Source organism: Streptomyces sp. DSM 120436 (assembly GCF_055778765.1).
Map to the genome: position 1 here is coordinate 1,801,884 of NZ_JBSKBS010000002.1, position 14,849 is coordinate 1,816,732.

Sequence of the window (14,849 nt, forward strand, 5' to 3'; positions counted from 1 at the left end):
CGCGGGCTCTCTGCCGACAGCAGATTCCCGTTCCCCCGTGCCGCCCGGCGGGGCAGGGTCGCCGGTATGAGACTTCTGGTGCTGGGTGGTACGGAGTTCGCGGGCCGGGCCGTCGTCGAGGCGGCCCTCGGGCGGGGCTGGGAGGTGACCGTCCTCCACCGGGGACGGCACGCGGCGCCGCCGGGCGCCCGCGAACTGCTGGGCGACCGGACCGCGGTGGACGGGCTGGCGGCCCTCGACGAGGACCCGGGGACGTGGGACGTCGTCGTCGACACCTGGTCGTCCGCCCCGCGCGCGGTGCGGGACGCGGCGCGGCTGCTGCGCGACCGGGCCGGGCGGTACGTGTACGTGTCGAGCTGCTCGGTGTACACCTGGGCGCCGCCCGCCGGGTACGGGGAGGACGCGCCCGTGGTGGAGGGCGCCTCCCCGGACGCCGGCGGGACGGACTACGCGCGGGACAAGCGGGGCGGGGAGCTGGCCGCGGTGGACGCCTTCGGCGCGGACCGGTCGGTGCTGGTGCGGGCCGGGCTGCTGCTCGGGCCGTACGAGAACGTCGGGCGGCTGCCCTGGTGGCTGAACCACGTGGCGCGCGGCGGCCCGGTGCTCGCCCCCGGCCCGCGGGACCTGCCGTTGCAGTACGTCGACGCCCGCGACCTCGCGGAGTGGATCCTCGGGGCGGCGGAACAGGAGCTGAGCGGGCCGTACAACCTGATGTCGCCGCAGGGGCACGCCACCATGGGCGAGCTGCTGGATGCCTGTGCGCGGGTGACCGGGGGGCCGGCCGAGCTGCGGTGGACGGAGCCCGAGGTGATCCTCGACGCCGGGGTGGAGCCGTGGACCCAGCTCCCGGTGTGGGTGCCGCCGCACAGCGACCTGCACGACGCCCTGCACTCGGCGGACGTCTCCCGGGCGGTGGCGACCGGACTGCGCTGCCGCCCGGTCGGGGAGACCGTCGCGGACACCTGGGCCTGGCTGCGGGACATCGGCGGCACGGCGCCGCAGCGCCCGGACCGCACGGTCAAGGGGCTGGACCCGGAGATCGAGGCGAAGGTGCTGGCGGCCCGGGGGGTGTAGGCAGCCCCACCCCCGGGGCGGGGCCGGGCCCAGTGTGCCGCCGGCCGCGGACGACGAGGCTGGGCCCATGACGACAGGGACGAGCGGACACGGCAAGGTGAGTGCGGCGCGGGGCGCCCCGCTCGCGGCGGTACGAGGGCTCGCGCTGGCGCTGGTGTCGCTGCCGGGGGCGGTGGTGTGCTTCGTGACGGCCGCGGTGTCGATCGCGCTGATCCCGGTCGGGGTCGGCATCGTCACCACGCCGTACGTGCTGCGGGGCGTGCGGGCGTTCGCGGACCGGCGGCGGCTGCCGGCGGCCGGGTGGGGCGGGTGCGGATCCCGCGCACCTACCGGCCGCTGCCGAGGGACGCCGATCCGTGGGGGCGGACGTCCGGCATGCTGGGCGACCCGGCGACCCGGCGGGACCTGCTGTGGCTGCCGGCCGACATGACGGCCGGCTTCGTCACCGCGCTGCTGCCGTTCGCCCTGCTCGTCCACGCGCTGGAGGGACTCGCGCTGGCGGCGGGGCTGTGGCGGGTGCTGCCGGACCCGTACTGGTACGGCTTCGTGCCGGTGTCCGGACAGGCGACCGCGCTGGCCGCCGGTGCGCTGGGACTGGTGCTGCTGCTGGTCGGACACGTCACCGCCGCGCACCTGCTGCGCGGGCACTTCCTGCTCACCCGGGCCGTGCTGGGGGACGGCGCGGGCGAGCCGGCCGGGCGGGTGCGGGTGCTGACCGGGACCCGGCGGGACGCCGTGGACTCCGCCGCCGCCCACCGCCGCGTGCCGGTGTCTCCCGGCCCCGGCCGGTGACACCGGACACCCGGCTCCCCCTCGGGTGGAGGACCGGCAACCCCCGCTGCCGCAAGGGCTGTTGACGCCGACGGAACCACACCGCTTCTCATCGGTTCCTGTGCCGGATGAACACCCGTGGGACGGTCTGCGTACTCATGGGCGCCGCTTCCCCTCACGGGCGCCTCGATGCCCCGCACAGGGATGCCCCGCAAGGAAGTCAGAGGAGTTCCATGGGACGCAACACGAGAAAACGCCGTACGCCGCTGGCCACCAAGGTGATAGCCGGGGCGGCGGCCCTGGCGATCGGTGGGGGCGGTCTGGTCTGGGCCAACTTCTACGCCTCCGCGCACGAGGAGAACGGGGGGCGCCACCACGCGACGAAGTCGGGGCAGGCCCGGGTCGCCACGATCAACTGTCCGGACGTCGGGCAGAAGCTGACCAAGGTGCCCCGCAAGGCGCGCCGGGACGTGGCGCGGGAACTGGCGCGGCTCGACCGCCAGATCACCGACGCGTACACGCGCCTCGCCGAGACCCGGCAGGCGCAGGCGGGGGACGCGAACTACGTCGAGAACGCCATCCTCGGCCCGCTGAGGGCCAAGCGCGCGGCCACCCTGGACCGCATCGACCTCAACGTCGAACGGGCCGGCGGCCAGAAGCGCGGCCTCGGCCGGTTCGCCCGCTGCCAGGGCGTGCCCGCGGAGCAGCCCGGCAACGGCGGCGGAGGCCAGGACGGCGGCGGCCAGGACGGCGGAGGTCAGGACGGCGGTCAGGACGGCGGCCAGGACAACGGCGGGCAGGCCGGGAACGGCCCCGTGGCGGAGGACTTCATCCGCATCGAGGACGTCCGGCCGGGCTCCCGGAACCTGCCCAACGGCCTGCCCGCGAACGGCGACACCGGCTCCACCGGCAGCTTCACCACCGTGTGCGGCACCAACGAGAACGGGCTGCGCAACTCGGACAACGTGATCGTCGCGCCCGGCGTCAGCAACGGCGCCCAGCACCAGCACGACTACGTCGGCAACCAGGCCAACAACGCCTTCGCGAGCGACGAGGACCTGGCGGGCGGCGACACGAGCTGCCAGAACCGGGGCGACCGGTCGTCGTACTTCTGGCCGGTGCTGCGGATCCAGGACGGCACGCAGGACATCGACCAGGACCAGCCGGGCGGCGGCCAGGACGGCAACGTCGGCAAGATCGTCGCGCCCACCGAGGTGAACCTGACGTTCGTCGGCAACCGCACCGGCGACGTCGTCCCCATGCCGCGGGCGCTGCGCATCATCACCGGTGACGCCAAGGCCTTCACCAACGGCCTGGGCAACGCCAACACCGCGTGGAGCTGCACCGGCTTCGAGGACCGTCAGGTGACGGACAAGTACCCGATCTGCCCCGAGGGCAGCGGCGTGGTCCGCACGTCCAGCTTCCAGAGCTGCTGGGACGGCCAGAACACCGACAGCGCCAACCACCGCACGCACGTCGCCTTCGTCGCGGCGGACGGCACCTGCCCGGACGGCTTCCAGGCCATCCCGCAGCTCCAGGTCCGCCTGGTGTACGACAACATCCCGGCCCCGCGGACCGACGACGGGCAGCTGGTGAACCCGTACGCGGTGGACACCTTCCCGGAGCAGCTGCACAAGCCGATCACCGACCACAACGACTTCATCAACTTCTTCGACGAGGACCTGATGAACGAGATGGTCGAGTGCATCAACAGCGGCCGCGACTGCCAGTAGGCGGCAAGGCCGCTGACAGGGTCCCCGGGGGAGAGGGAGAAGGCCGGCGGTGGGAGGTCCCACCGCCGGCCTTCCGCTGCGCCGGGCTGCCGGAAGGCGGCTCAGCCGTGGTGGCCGCCCCTGTTGTGGCTGCCGCCGGGGTTCATGTGCGCGGAGCCCTCCTCCAGGTCGCCGCCGAGGCTGGCCCGCAGCGCCTCGACCGTCTCCTCCTCGCCGACGGCGACCCACTTGCGGCCGACGAGGTAGTAACCGCCGTAGTCCTTGGCCGTGTCGAGCCACTCGCGCTGGCCGCGGTCGGTGGCGAACGTGGCGAGGACGTACTTCCCGTCGCCCTTCCCGCACAGCGCCTGCCGGATGGTGTCGGCGTCGGTCTGCATGTCGGGGTCGCACTTCGCCTCGGCGGCCAGCTTCTCCAGGCTGCCGGTGACGGTGGGCGGCACCCGGTCCTCCCCGGCGCCGCCGGCCCCGCAGCCCGCCAGCGCCAGGGCCGCCACCGCACAGGCCAGCGCGAGCTTCGGTCGGGTCACCCTCATGTGTTCCTCCGGTCTTGACGGCGACATCGTGCGCGGCGGCACGCCGCACGGAGCCCCCGGGCGGGGCCCTCGGCATTCGATACGGCTGCGGCGCGCCCGGCGCTCAATCACCCCGCAGGCCGGCCGGTCCGGTGACCGGACGGACGCGGCGGACAGGTGACCATCGACGGATGCGCTCGTTCTGCTGAACGTGCAGTCACAGGATGTCGCCACCCAGTCCCCCGCGCCCTCCGCCCCGGCCGGCCCGGCCGTGGACGTCGAACAGGCCGAGGCCGCGCTCGTCGAGCACTATCCGCGGCTCGTCCGGCTGGCCTACCTGGTGCTGCCGTCCCGCATGGGCCGCACCCGGCGGGTGCTCACCGCGCACGCCCTGGTCCAGCGGGCGCTGCCCCGGGGCCGGGCCGACGCGCCGCTGATCCCCGCCCGGAGCTCCGGCCGGGACGGCGACCCCGGTTACGCGCTGGTCCGGCTCCAGGTGGTGCGCGCGGCGCTGGAGGCGGGCCTGCCGCTGCGCCGCCGGGGTCTGCCGAAGCGGGCCCAGCTGCCGCCGCTGCTGCCCCAGGTGTGGGGCCTGAAGGTGTTCCCGCGGCCGGGCGGCGCCGACGAACTCGCCCTGGACCAGCGGCTGTCGGCGCTGTCCGCCGCGGCCCGCGCCGCGCACGCCCTGCGCGGGTGGGAGGGGCTGCCGGACCGCGAGGTGCGCCGGGTGCTGGCCGTCGCGGGCGTCGCGGACCCGGACGCCGCGCTGGCGGAAGCCGACGGCGTCCCGGACCCGTACCGGCTGCTCGACTCCTGCGAGTTCGACCCCTGTTCGCTGCAGGCCCGGCCGACGGACCTGCTGCGCCGCCGCCGGCACCTGCACGCCGCGCTGGTCGGGGCGGCGGCGCTGGCGGTGTGCGGGGCGCTGCTGTCGCTGCCCGGGGACGGCTGGGGCGCCGACGGCCCGGCCGCTCCCCCGTACGCGCGGAACCCCGCCGCGCAGGCCGCCCTCGACCCCGCGCGGCTGACCCGGGTGCCCGCCGCGGCGTGGAGGACGTCGGCGCGCACCGACTTCTCGGTGTGGCCGGCGCGCGGCGCCCTCACCGGCGACCGCGCGCTGCTGCGCCGCGCACTCGCCGTCTGGGCCCGGCCGGGCGAGGGCGTCAAGGCGTCGGCGACCCCGGGCACCCCGTCCGGCGGGCCCGCCGGACCGCCCCGGCTGCTGTACGCGGGCACGGTGGACGCCGCTCGCGTGGTGATCCTCTACGACGGCTGGCGTCTCGCCCGGTACGCCGAGCCGGAGGAGGGAGAGCGGGGCGCGGCCCTGGACCTGGCGCGGGTCGACGGAGCCGGGCGGGCCGGGGCGAGCGCGGTGGTGCTGAGCCGCTCGGACGGCAACGTCCGCTTCCTGGTGGCCCCGTGGGTGCGCGAGGCGGGCGAGCGGGACCTGCGCGCGCCGGGGTCGGATCCCAGGGACCTCGCCCTGGAGGACGGGGTGACCGGGCCGTTCGTCTCCGGCCAGGGGCGGGAGCCGTGCACGGCGTGGAACGCGCTGGAGGTGACCGACGGCACCGGCACCCGGCTGCTGACGGACCTGGGCGAGCTGGTCCCGGCGCGGCTGACCACCGGGCGTCCGGGCGAGACGGAGGAGGTGTCCGGGGCGAAGGCGCTGCGCACCTGGGCGCCGTACGCCTGCTCGCTGGCCGCGATGCGGTCGGCTGGCGTCCGCGGCGTCAACGCCTGGGCGTACGCGGAGCAGCCGCTGCCCGGCGGCGACGGCCGGGCGCAGTGGCTGTGCGCCCGCGGGGAGACCTGGCGGGGCGCCGGGGCGCGGGTGCTGGCGCAGTTCCACTCGCCGGGCGCGCGGTACGGGGCGGTGGCGGCGCGCGCCGAGGACGTGCCGGCGTGCGGGGAGCGGCGGCCGGACGTGCTCGCCGGGGTGCTGTGGAAGTCCGCCGGCGGCGCCTGGTACCTGCTCGCGGCCGGCAGTGACGGGGTGACGTCCGTGGAGGCCACGGGCGGCGTCGAGGGAAAGGCGCGGGACCGGATGCTGTCGGTGCGCGCGGAGAAGGGCGCGCGGGCCGACCTCAAGGGCACGCTGGAGGACGGGGGGTCGGTCGGCGGGTTGCGGTGATCCGGGGGAACACCGGTGCCCGCTCCGGCCCGTGGGAGGCCGGAACCGATCGGTAGGGTGTGCGCATGGGTACCGGGGTGCGTCGGAGGATGGGAGTCGAGGAGCGCCGGCAGCAGTTGATCGGCGTGGCTCTCGAACTGTTCAGCAAACGTTCCCCGGACGAGGTCTCGATCGACGAGATAGCGTCCCGGGCGGGCATCTCGCGCCCGCTCGTCTACCACTACTTCCCCGGCAAACTCAGCCTGTACGAAGCCGCGTTGAGGCGTGCCGCGGAGGACTTGTCGTCCCGGTTCGCCGAGCCGCGCGAGGGTCCGCTGGGCTCGCGCCTGCGGCGGGTGATGGCGCGCTTCTTCGACTTCGTGGAGGAGCACGGCCCCGGCTTCTCCGCCCTGATGCGCGGCGGTCCCGCCGTGGGCTCCTCCACCACCAACGCGCTGGTCGACTCGGTGCGGCAGGCCGCGTACGAGCAGATGCTGGCGCACATGGGCGTGGTGGGTCCGGCGCCTGCGCGGCTGGAGCTGGTGGTGCGCTCCTGGATCTCGCTCGTGGAGTCGACGGCGCTGATCTGGCTGGACGGGCGGCGGGTGCCGCGCGAGGAGCTGGAGACCAAGCTGGTGCAGGACTTCGCGGCGCTGGCCGCGGTCGCCGCCGCCCGGGACGAGGAACTCGCCACGCTGCTGCGGGGGCTGGTCGAACAGGAGCCGGGCGAGGGCCCGTTCACGGACCTGGCCGCCCGGATGATCTCGCTGGCCCAGGAGTGAACCCGGACGTGACGTGGGGGCTGGTCGTCGAGACGACCGTCGGCACCGGACAGCGCAAGCACGTCGAGACGCACGTCGTCGCGCACGTCACCGGATCGCGGGAGGAGGCGCTGGCGGAGCTGGAGCGGCGCGCCCGCGCCCATTCCCCCGCGCATCCGCTGAGCCCGAAGCGTCGCCGTCTGCTGCGCACCGGGGACGGGTTCCTGCTGGTGGTGGACGGGTCGTGGCAGTCGTTCGCCACCCGGTTCGCGGTGGCGGAGCTGCTGGAGGACTCCGCCGCACCACACGAGCCTGAGCCGGTGGCCGAGGCGGACCCCGCACCTTCCGAGCCGCCGCGGAAGCCGCCGCCGGCGCCGGACACGGAGGTCGACGAGGACGGCGTCCCGGTGCGGCCGGCGTGGCTGTACCGCGACGGCCTGTCGTGACCGTCCGTCACTCGCCCTCGGACTTCCGGTAGGACGGGTCGAGGTCCCGGACCTCGGCGGAGGCGTGCAGCGTCTGCCCCTCGGCCGGCTCGACGTGCTGCCGCAGCAGCTCCAGGACCGTCTCGGTGAGCCGGGCCTTGGTCTCGTCGGTGCGGCCGGCCAGCAGGGCGACGTGCACGTGCACCAGCGCGTGCCCCTCGGCCTCGGGTCCGACCACCGGGTCCTCGGTGCGCCGGAACCGCGTCTTGCACGCGGGCGGCTTCGCCGCCGCGATCTCCACCACGGCGGAGTGCAGGTCCCGCGCGAAGGCGGGCCGGTCGAAGCCGTCCGCGAGGCCTTCGGAGTAGTCGACGGTGATCTGCGGCATGGGCCCTCCTGTCCAGGTCAGGAGGGCCCACGATAGCCGCGGCCGGTCATCCGGTCATCCGGTGGTGAACACCGCGACCGTGCGGGCCGGCACGCTGAACGTGCCGGTCGCCCTCGCGTACGACGAGGTCTTCACGACCGCGTCCCCGCCCGCCGCCTGCACCGGGTGCAGGCGGTGGCCGGTCCCGGCGAGCGCGGCGACGCGCTGCTGCTGCCGCTCGGGCGTGGCGTTGAAGACCACGACCAGACCGCCGAGGCGCATGGTGATCACACCGGGCGTCTCGTCCTTCCCGGACAGCGGGAAGGACAGCCGGGACTGCACCTGGTCCGCGGTGTCGAGGGAGAACACCTTCTCCGTCGTGCGGATCCGCAGCAGGTCCCGGTAGGCGGCCGAGGCGCCCTCGATCTGCGGGCAGCCCACCGCGACCGAGCCGAGCAGCGGCTTGGCGTACGGCCACTTGTCCTGGTTGTCGGCGGCCGGCGGCAGACCGCGGCCCATGCCGTTGCCGTCCGCGCAGTTCCAGTGGATGGCGTTGAACCAGTCGCCGCTGTCGTAGGAGTTGCGGTCCAGGGACTTGGAGCGCAGCAGGTCGGTGCCCGCCTGGGAGAGCGCCGGGCCCTGGGAGAGGGCGGCGGTCGCCATGGCGAGGACCTGCATGCGGGCCCGGTCGTCGGCGGACGTGTCCTTCGGCAGCTTGAAGGCGAGCGCGTCGAACAGCGACTCGTTGTCGTGCGCGTCGGCGTAGGCGAGCGCGTCGCCGGGGGCGGCCGCGTATCCGGCGGGGGCGCCGTTGTAGTCGACCTGGGAGCCCTTGACCTCCTTTCCGCTGGTGTCGGTGAAGGTGTAGTCGGCGAGGTTGCCGCTCAGGCCCACCTTGATGAGGTCCTGGTAGTGCAGCAGCCGGGCCTTCTGCTCGGCCGGGGTGCCGCCCGCGGCCGAGGAGTTGGGGTCGGTGTAGAGGCCGGAGGCGAAGCCCTGCACGCCGGGGTCCTCGTCGAAGGGGCCGCCGCCGCGCACGGCGTCACGGGCCCGGTCGGAGAAGGTGGCGATGCCGGTGCCGGCCATGTTCGCCTGCGTGGCCTGCTCGAAGCGGGCGTCGTCGGCGATCTCGCCGAAGTTCCAGCCCTCGCCGTACAGGATGATCTTCTTGCCGTCGACGCCGTCCTTCCTCAGGGTCAGGGCGTCGAGCGCCTTGCGGACGGCGAGGATGTTGGCCTTCGGGTGGTGGCCCATGAGGTCGAAGCGGAAGCCGTCGACCTTGTACTCCTTGGCCCAGGTGACGACCGAGTCGACGACCAGCTTGCCCATCATGGCGTTCTCGGGCGCCGTGTTGGAGCAGCAGGTGCTGTCGGCGACGGAGCCGTCGGCGAGCAGCCGCTGGTAGTAGCCGGGCACGATCCGGTCAAGGACGGAGGTCTTCGCCTGGCCGTGGGCGGCGGTGTGGTTGTAGACCACGTCCATCACCACGCGCAGACCGTCCTCGTTGAGCGCCTTGACCATCTCGCGGAACTCGACCGTGCGGGCCGTGCCGTCCGGGTCGGTGGCGTAGGAGCCCTCGGGGACCGTGTAGTGGTACGGGTCGTAGCCCCAGTTGTAGGCGTCCTTGGCCGCCACCTTGGCGACGCACTCCTGCTGCTTGCCGGAGTCGGCCGGGTAGGAGGCGAGGTCGCAGTCGACGGTCGCCTGGTCGGACTTCCGCTCGGGGACGGTGGCGATGTCGAACGCGGGCAGCAGGTGCACGTACGAGGTGCCGGCCTTGGCGAGCTCGCGCAGGTGCCTGCTGCCGTCGCTGTCCTTGTCGGTGAAGGCCAGGTAGGTGCCCGGGTGCCGGGCCGTGCGGTCCTCGACGGAGAAGTCGCGGATGTGCAGCTCCTGGATCTGCGCGTCCTTCAGCGGCACGGCCCTCGGCTTGGGGTGGCTCTCCCAGCCGCGCGGCTTGAGGGACCGGTCGGCCAGGTCGACGACGAGGCTGCGCTCGGAGTCGGCGGTCAGGGCCGTCGCGTAGGGGTCGGTGACCTTGTTGGTGACGACCTCGCCCGCGGCGGGCGCCCACACGGTCACCGCGTACCGGTACGCCTTGCCCTTCCAGGAGGCCGGGCCGGTGACGGACCAGACGCCGGTGGCGTCGTCGCGCCGCATGGCGACAGTCCGGCCGCCGATCTCCAGGGCCACCTTCCGCGCGGTCGGCGCCCACACGGACAGGGTGGGCCGGTGGTGGCGGAACACCGGGCCGAGCCGCTCCTGGGTGGCGCCGGCGGCGTACAGGTCGTCGAGGACGCCGGCGATCTGCACGCCGGTGGCCGCGAGCACCGCGCCGGTGGCGGCGCGCTGGGTGGCGACGACCTGGCCGCGCAGGGCCTCGCGCACCCGGTCGCGGTCGCGCGGGTCGACGGTCCAGGCGGTGCCGTCCTTCAGGTGCGGGAACTTCGTCTTCTGGGCGTCGGTGAGGGCCGACTCCGCCAGGCGGATCCAGCGGGCGTCGCCGGTGTCCAGCTTCCCGTCCCGCACCTTCACCGAGCCGGTGCGGGAGGCGAGGAGCTGGGTGGAGGCGGCCGCGGCGGAGCCGTCCCAGACCAGGGTGGAGCGGTCGATCCAGACCGCCTTGGAGGTGGTCAGGTCGAGGGCGGCCGCGGACCCGGCGGGCTGCGGCAGCAGGTACTCCTCCTGCCCGCTCACCAGCCACACCTCGTGGCCGCTGGCCCTGAGGTCCAGGGACTGGTCGGCGGGGAGGTCCTTCTCGTCGCCCTTGTGGAGGATGTAGCTGAGGCTGGTGGCACCCTCGGCGAGCGGCACCTCGAAGACAGCGCCATAGGAGTCAGTCTCCACCGGCTCCAGGGGCTTCGACCAGTCGGTGGGGTTCGCTGCGCCGGTCCAGGTGTGCAGGCCCCAGCCGTCGTAGTCCCCGTCGGCGCGGTGGTAGTGCAGGACGGCCTTGGTGGTGTCCTGGGCCGGGTACTCGGGCCGCTCGGTGGTGACGGTCTCGTCGCCCTGCTTGATCCAGACCTCGCCGGTGCGGGTCACGTCGATCGTGCGGTCGGTGGCGACGTCCTTGGTGCCGTCCTTGTCGACCACGAGGAAGCCGACGTCGGAGGCGCCCGGCTTCAGCTTGACCCAGGCGAAGGCGCCGTAGGCGTCGCGGCCGGTGAAGGCGTGTCCCGCGGGCCACTCGGTGGCCTCTCCGTCGGCGAGGTCGCCCCAGGCGTACAGGCTCCAGTCGTCGTAGTCGCCGTCGGGGCGCTGGTAGTGGACGATCGCGTAGTCGCGGGAGGCCGCGGCGGGCTCCTCCTCGGCCGGCGGGGTGCCGGTGCTGGAGGCGGCCGTGGCGCTCGCGGTGCGGCCGGCCGAGTCGATCACGACGGCCTTGTAGCGCAGGGCGGTGCCGGCGGGCACGTCCGCGCCGATGGTGTGGGTGACCTGGTAGGGGGCGTGGTCGGCGGAGCCGAGCGTCTGCCACGGGCCGTTGCCGGTCTGGGCGGCGAAGACGACCCGGTTGAGCTGACCGCCCTCCACGTCGGCGCTGAGCCCGACGGTGCCGGTGGCGCCCGCCTCGGGGGCCTTCAGGGTGATCGTGGGCTGCGCGGCGGGCTCGCCGAGCGGGGCGGCGGCCTTGAGGACGATCGCGGAGCGGGCCGGGACGGAGACGGTGATCTTCTTGTCGGCGTCGCTGCGCACGGTCGCGTCGGTGCCGTGGATGCCCGTGAACGTCATCCGGGCGGAGCCGGTGGCGAAGGTGGCCGTCCTCGTCCCGTCGGCGTTGTTGAAGGCGACGACGTACTCGGTGGTGTCCTTGCCGGTGGCGGTGCGGGAGAAGGCGTAGACGCCGGGGCCGTCGTCGGCGTACCGCTCCTGCTGGATGCCGTCGGTCAGCGCGGGGTGCGCCGTGCGGAGCTTCGCGAGGGCGCTGATCTGCCGGTAGAGGGGCGAGCGGGTGTCGTAGGCGTCCTCGGCGTGGGTGCGGCCGGTGCCGATCAGGTCGTCGTCGAGGTAGTCGGCGGTGCGGGACGCGAAGAGGGTCTGCCGGGCGTCCTTGTCGCCGCCGGCGCCGGTGAAGCCCTGCTCGTCACCGTAGTAGACGACCGGGTTGCCGCGGCTGAGGAACATCAGCTCGTTGGCGAGCATGTCCCGCTTCAGCAGCTCCGCGTCGGACGCGTCCGGGTTGTCCTGCTTCAGGAACGTGCCGATGCGGCCCATGTCGTGGTTGCCGAGGAAGGTGACCTGCTCGTAGGCGTTGGCCCTGCCCGTCGTGTACTTGTAGTCGTCGCCGAAGACGGAGGCGAGCTTCTCGGCGCTGCCGCCCTGGGAGGCGTAGGCGCGGGCCGCCTCCTGGAAGGGGAAGTCGAGGGTGGCGTCGAGCCGGCCCTGGGTGACGTAGGGGGCGGTGACGTCCGTGTCGGAGGAGTACACCTCGCCGAACATGAAGAAGTCGTCCCGGCCGCGCTGGGCCGCGTAGGCGTCGAGCGCGGTGGCCCACTGGGTCCAGAACTCCATGTTGACGTGCTTCACGGTGTCGATCCGGAAGCCGTCGATGTCGAAGTCCCTGACCCACCGCTGGTAGATCTTCTCCATGCCCTCGACGACCTCGGGACGCTCGGTCCACAGGTCGTCGAGCCCGGAGAAGTCGCCGTACTCGCTGGACTCCCCGGCGAAGGTGGAGTCGCCGCGGTTGTGGTACATCGCGGGGTCGTTGAGCCAGGACGGCACCTTGAGGCGCTTCTTCGCGGCGGGCACGACGGGGGTGCGCGGGAAGGAACCGGTGTCCACGCGCGGGAACTTCCGCTTGCCGTCCGCGTGGTCCGAGTCGTCGAAGGGCCTGCCGTCCTTCGTCAGGTACGGGAAGGCGCCCTTGGAGAGGTAGTCGTAGGACTTCTCCTCGTAGTCGATGACGTCGGCGGTGTGGTTGGTGATGACGTCGAAGAAGACCTTCATGCCCTTGGCGTGGGCCTTGTCGATGAGGGTCTCGAGGTCCTCGTTGGTGCCGAAGTGCGGGTCGACCTGGGTGAAGTCGGTGATCCAGTACCCGTGGTAACCGGCCGACGCGTCCTTCCCGGCGCCCTGCACGGGCTGGTTCTTGAAGATCGGCGCCAGCCAGATGGCGGTGGTGCCGAGCCCCTTGATGTAGTCGAGCTTCTTCGTCAGTCCCTTGAGGTCGCCGCCCTGGTAGAAGCCCTTGTCGGTGGGGTCGTACCCGTGGGTGAGGCGCGAGCCGGTCAGTCCGCCGCGGTCGTTCCTGGTGTCCCCGTTGGCGAAACGGTCCGGCAGGACGAAGTAGAACTGCTCCCGCGTCAGGTCGTGCCGCGCCGGGGAGGCGGCGAGCTTCGCGTCCGACGGGGGCGCGGGCGGGGTGGCGGCGCGGGCGGCGACCGGCTGCACCAGCGCTGCGGCGAGCGCGGCCACCGTGACGGCGGCGACGCGGCGGCCTCTCGCGGTGCGGCGCCCCGGGGGCGCGGGCCATCTGGGTATCAAGGCGTGAACTCCTTGCGCTTACGGCTCATTGGGTCCGACCCCACGCCCCGGCGGGGTTGTTTCGGCCACATCACCGGAGCGTCGGCGTGACCGTACCGTCGTTGAAAGCCTTACAGCAAGGGTTGTGAAAGCTCCGGAAAGGAATTGCACGGGAATGCCGGTCGCGCCGCCGCCCGTGAACGGCGGCGCGACCGGCGGGGATTCAGCAGGACGACTTGCCCGCGTACACGGCGAGGGCCGTGCGGGCGCCCAGCGTCGCGGTGAGCTGTCCCGAGCCGTTCACCGTCACCGGCTTGTTGCTCTGCACGTCGCAGTACGTGCCCGCCGGGAGGGAGGTCTGGTAGGTGCGGGTCAGGGAGCCGGACTCGTGGTTGATGGCCACGAAGCCCTTGCTGCCCCGGCCGAAGGCGATGGCGTCGTTGCCGTTGTCCCACCAGTCGGTGACGGCCTGGCCGCGGGCGGCGTTGCGGAAGCCGACCATCGACTTGATCTCGGGCCAGTTGTGCTGGCACTTCCAGCCGTTCTGCCAGCAGGCGTCCACCCGGCCGCCGCCCGGCGGTCCGGCGTCGTGGTCGGTGAACTCGTAGCCGGAGTTGATGTCCGGGGCGCCGTAGGGCCAGGCCAGCATGAAAACGTTGGCCAGGGTGTAGGCGGCGTCGTCCTTGTAGCTGAGCGTGGAGCCGTTGCGCTCGGTGTCGTGGTTGTCGACGAAGACGCCGGCGGAGCCGCTCTTCAGGTAGCCCCAGCCCTCGCCGTAGTTCTTCAGGTAGGCGAGCTTCTCGTTGGTGAAGACCCGCTTGAGGTCGTAGGCGTAGCGGAACTCCTGGACGTCGCCGGTGCCGGTGTACTCGGTGGGCTGGACGGCCTCACCCGCGCCGTAGATGACCTCCTGCTTCCAGTAGGCGGAGGGGTTGGTCAGGCGGGACTTGATGTTCGCCAGGTCGGCGGCCGGCATGTGCTTGGCCGCGTCGACGCGGAAGCCGTCCACGCCGAGGGAGAGCAGGTCGTTCATGTACCCGGCGATGGTCCTGCGGACGTACTCCTCGCCGGTGTCGAGGTCGGCGAGGCCGACCAGTTCGCAGTTCTGGACGTTCCAGCGGTCGCGGTAGTTCGTGATCTGCGAGGTGCAGTCGTCGAAGTCGCGGGAGGAGTACAGACCGGGGTAGTCGTACTTCGTGTACGACGAGCCGCCGGTGCCCGTGCCGCTGCCGGCGGACATGTGGTTGATGACGGTGTCGACGACGACCTTCACGCCGGCCGCGTGACACGTGTCCACCATGCGCTTGAAGGCGGTGCGGTCGCCCAGGCGCCCGGCGATCTTGTAGCTCACCGGCTGGTACGACGTCCACCACGTGGAGCCCTGTATGTGCTCGGCGGGCGGGGAGACCTGCACGTAGCCGTAGCCGGCGGGGCCGAGGGTGGTGGTGCACTCGCGGGCGACGGAGGCGAAGTTCCACTCGAAGAGGACGGCCGTGACGTCCTTGGAGCCGGGCGGGGAGGCCTCCGCCGCCGTCGGGGTCATGACAACCGAGGCGGCCGCGAGGGCGGCGATCCCGGCGAGGGTTCTGCGTGCCATGTGGGGATCCTTCTTCATCGAAGGGGGTGGGGA

General features: G+C 73.2%; 9 protein-coding genes and 1 pseudogene. 6 read left to right on the forward strand and 4 right to left on the reverse strand.

Annotation, left to right across the window (positions count from 1 at the left end):
- The first annotated feature begins 66 nt into the window (after positions 1 to 66).
- The 3 genes and pseudogenes from ACWH4W_RS30300 (at position 67) to ACWH4W_RS30310 (ending at position 3,578) form a co-directional block, all read left to right on the forward strand.
- Positions 67 to 1,074, forward strand: coding sequence for an NAD-dependent epimerase/dehydratase family protein (locus tag ACWH4W_RS30300; RefSeq protein WP_473078994.1), 1,008 nt, complete (start codon positions 67 to 69; stop codon positions 1,072 to 1,074).
- A 67-nt stretch (positions 1,075 to 1,141) separates the two neighbouring features.
- Positions 1,142 to 1,836 (forward strand): annotated as a pseudogene (locus tag ACWH4W_RS30305) (sensor domain-containing protein); the annotation flags it as partial.
- Positions 1,837 to 2,078: 242 nt separating this feature from the next.
- Positions 2,079 to 3,578: a DUF1996 domain-containing protein gene (locus ACWH4W_RS30310; protein WP_473078995.1), complete on the forward strand. Its 1,500-nt coding sequence runs from the start codon at positions 2,079 to 2,081 to the stop codon at positions 3,576 to 3,578.
- A gap of 101 nt (positions 3,579 to 3,679) precedes the next feature.
- Here ACWH4W_RS30310 and ACWH4W_RS30315 read toward each other — a convergent pair whose 3' ends face one another.
- Positions 3,680 to 4,111 carry a hypothetical protein gene (locus ACWH4W_RS30315; RefSeq protein WP_473078996.1) on the reverse strand — a complete coding sequence of 144 codons (432 nt, stop codon included), beginning with the start codon at positions 4,109 to 4,111 and terminating at the stop codon, positions 3,680 to 3,682.
- Positions 4,112 to 4,301: 190 nt separating this feature from the next.
- On the opposite strand from ACWH4W_RS30315, the gene ACWH4W_RS30320 reads away from it, so the two are divergent.
- The 3 genes from ACWH4W_RS30320 to ACWH4W_RS30330 all read left to right on the forward strand — a co-directional run bounded on the left by ACWH4W_RS30320 (position 4,302) and on the right by ACWH4W_RS30330 (position 7,410).
- A complete protein-coding gene (locus ACWH4W_RS30320; protein ID WP_473078997.1) occupies positions 4,302 to 6,224 on the forward strand; it encodes a hypothetical protein in 1,923 nt (640 codons plus the stop codon).
- Between the two features lie 65 nt (positions 6,225 to 6,289).
- A complete protein-coding gene (locus ACWH4W_RS30325; RefSeq protein WP_473078998.1) occupies positions 6,290 to 6,985 on the forward strand; it encodes a TetR/AcrR family transcriptional regulator in 696 nt (231 codons plus the stop codon).
- A gap of 8 nt (positions 6,986 to 6,993) precedes the next feature.
- Entirely contained in the window at positions 6,994 to 7,410 is a 417-nt protein-coding gene (locus ACWH4W_RS30330; RefSeq protein WP_473078999.1) for a hypothetical protein, read from the forward strand.
- A gap of 7 nt (positions 7,411 to 7,417) precedes the next feature.
- On the opposite strand, the gene ACWH4W_RS30335 is transcribed toward ACWH4W_RS30330, so the two are convergent.
- The 3 genes from ACWH4W_RS30335 to ACWH4W_RS30345 form a co-directional block, all read right to left on the reverse strand.
- Complete coding sequence (locus tag ACWH4W_RS30335; RefSeq protein WP_473079000.1) at positions 7,418 to 7,777, reverse strand: 5-carboxymethyl-2-hydroxymuconate Delta-isomerase; 360 nt, start codon at positions 7,775 to 7,777, stop codon at positions 7,418 to 7,420.
- A 54-nt stretch (positions 7,778 to 7,831) separates the two neighbouring features.
- Positions 7,832 to 13,240, reverse strand: coding sequence for a pullulanase-type alpha-1,6-glucosidase (gene pulA, locus ACWH4W_RS30340; RefSeq protein WP_473079001.1), 5,409 nt, complete (start codon positions 13,238 to 13,240; stop codon positions 7,832 to 7,834).
- A 202-nt stretch (positions 13,241 to 13,442) separates the two neighbouring features.
- Positions 13,443 to 14,816, reverse strand: a complete 1,374-nt coding sequence (locus ACWH4W_RS30345; RefSeq protein WP_473079002.1) for an alpha-amylase — start codon at positions 14,814 to 14,816, stop codon at positions 13,443 to 13,445.
- Positions 14,817 to 14,849 lie beyond the last annotated feature (33 nt).